The following is a 614-nucleotide window of genomic DNA, read 5'->3' on the forward strand; positions in this document are numbered from 1 at the left end:
CTTGCCCTTGGAGCGCACATAAACTTGCGACGCCGGGTCCTCGCCCACCAGCACCACCGCCAGGCCGGGGGTGATGCCGTGTTCCTCTTTCAGCCGCGCCACATGCTCGGCCACCTGGCCGCGCACCTTGGCCGCAAAGGCCTTGCCGTCAATCAGAGTTGCTGCCATTGCTCTCTTCCTTTTTGTGCAGGCATTCGGCCCGCCTTACTCATCTCTAGATGTCGCGATGCCCTTGCGCAGGTGTCCTGCTCAGCATCACTCTTCCCGGATCACCCGCGCCTCGCGGGCAATCGACCAGTCCACCAGCTGCCGCCACAGGTCTTCGATCAGATCGGGGTCCAGCCCCTCCCCTTCCGCGGCGGCGCGGGCATTCATGACCACTTCCTCGACCCGTTCCGGGATCCGCGCGGGCCAGCCGTTGAGCTGCTTGAGCTGGATCGCCCGGTCGATATAGCCCGCCCTGGCGGCCAGAAGTTGCACCAGCTCAATATCCAGCCTGTCAATCTGGGCCCGCACCTCTGCCATCGACTGGCAGTCCTGCGGCGGTGTCAGCTTGGTCATGTCTTAAAACTCCAGCGGCCCGGGGTATCCCGGGCCGCTGAATGTCGCATATC

The 614-nt window shown here is 64.2% G+C and carries 2 protein-coding genes; both read right to left on the reverse strand.

Features of this window, described 5'->3' with window-relative positions; all coding sequences use genetic code 11:
* The coding region (locus KUW17_RS23220; protein WP_315899423.1) for a tetrahydrofolate dehydrogenase/cyclohydrolase catalytic domain-containing protein at positions 1-168 on the reverse strand (168 nt) is incomplete at its 3' end.
* An 87-nt stretch (positions 169-255) separates the two neighbouring features.
* Positions 256-561, reverse strand: a complete 306-nt coding sequence (locus KUW17_RS23225) for a chorismate mutase (protein ID WP_222482660.1) — start codon at positions 559-561, stop codon at positions 256-258.
* Between the last annotated feature and the right edge of the window lie 53 nt (positions 562-614).

The organism is Leisingera aquaemixtae (assembly GCF_019801145.1).
GTDB lineage: Bacteria > Pseudomonadota > Alphaproteobacteria > Rhodobacterales > Rhodobacteraceae > Leisingera > Leisingera aquaemixtae_A.